A 1,339-nucleotide genomic window follows, 5' to 3' on the forward strand; every position below is an offset into this window, starting at 1 on the left:
AGCGCTTTTTCAAGAAAGCCTTGGCTTTTTCGTACGTTTCTAAACCTCGCGTGATAACAGTAGATAAGAATCCTGCCTATCCTGTAGCGATTCAAGAGTTGAAAGAAGAGAAACATATGCCTGAAGGCATACAACTAAGGCAAGTCAGATATCTCAATAATATAGTGGAACAGGATCATCGTTTTATTAAGAAACGCGTGCGTTCTATGTTGAGATTCAAGTCATTTAAAACAGCAACCTCTATATTGAGTGGTGTTGAAGCCATGCATATGATCAAAAAAGAACAGATTGATTTACGGGACCAATCTGTTCAAAATCAGAAAGAATTCATCCATCAATTGTTTGGACTGGTAGCATAAAATACAATTCTGTTAGGGATATATGCACTTTATTCTCTTTTATTTTATTTTTGCACCAGAACCAGTTTATGTATGTCGAACAATTAAGATGGCTTCTTGCCATCCCTTGTCCGAAGCCAATTCATCCCCCACCTACTCACTTCGCGTTCCTTGAGGAAGGAGTCTTCTTGGCTAAAATGATAAAAAAATATTTTTTTGACCCCCATAAAATTTTTATTTCCTCCGAATATGTATAGTGAAGAAAGCAATTAGAATTGAAATCATTTCGTACAGCAATCTTGATTTTGAGAGGTATCGAAGCCATGCATATGATGAAAAAAGGGCAACTTCACCAAAGGGCAAAGGGTGAAATCTGCCCAAAATGAGGTTGAAGTCATTCATAAGATATTTGGATTAGTCGTTTGGTCTCAAAGTTAACAGGAAATTACTGTTCTATATTCCTATTAAGCTATTTTCGCACCAAAACCCTAGAAGGCCTATCTATTAAAATAATTTGCGTTTGTACTTAGAATAAAAAGAAAAGGAGTATGTAAAAAAAATAATGGAGAAAAAAATTCAACAAGAGAAAGATAACTCAAAACCCGTTTTTTATGATCCTAAAGGAAGAAGAAAAATAGCTTTCAGTTGGTTTCTATGTATCTCAATAGTTAGCATAAGTATTGTATTTTATTTTTTCTTTCGAAGTATTTTTTCAACACCAGAAATTCCAAATATGAATCCTTCTGTAAAGCAAGATACTAAACTTGTGCCTATTAATCAAAAACTCAGCGACGAGCAGTTAAAGAAAGAAGAATTTAAACCTAATACCGAAATGAAAAACGATGAAAATATGGTGAATTCAACGAGCGATAGTAAACAATCTAAAGAAGTTTATGGTTTTTATGTAAACTGGGATGAAAATAGTACTGCTTCTTTAAAAGAAAATATCGATTCCTTAACCACGTTAGTACCAGAATGGTATCACTTAAAAGCAGACTTAA

The 1,339-nt window shown here is 33.8% G+C and carries 1 protein-coding gene and 1 pseudogene; both read left to right on the top strand.

Annotated elements, in window-relative coordinates; genetic code table 11:
- Positions 1-359, top strand: a 359-nt coding sequence (locus tag BWGOE10_RS28030; protein WP_131798989.1) for a DDE-type integrase/transposase/recombinase, incomplete at its 5' end; no start/stop codon positions are given.
- A 541-nt stretch (positions 360-900) separates the two neighbouring features.
- Positions 901-1,339: pseudogene (locus tag BWGOE10_RS28035) on the top strand (glycosyl transferase); the annotation flags it as partial.

This window comes from Bacillus mycoides (assembly GCF_001757995.1).
Classification (GTDB): domain Bacteria; phylum Bacillota; class Bacilli; order Bacillales; family Bacillaceae_G; genus Bacillus_A; species Bacillus_A mycoides_B.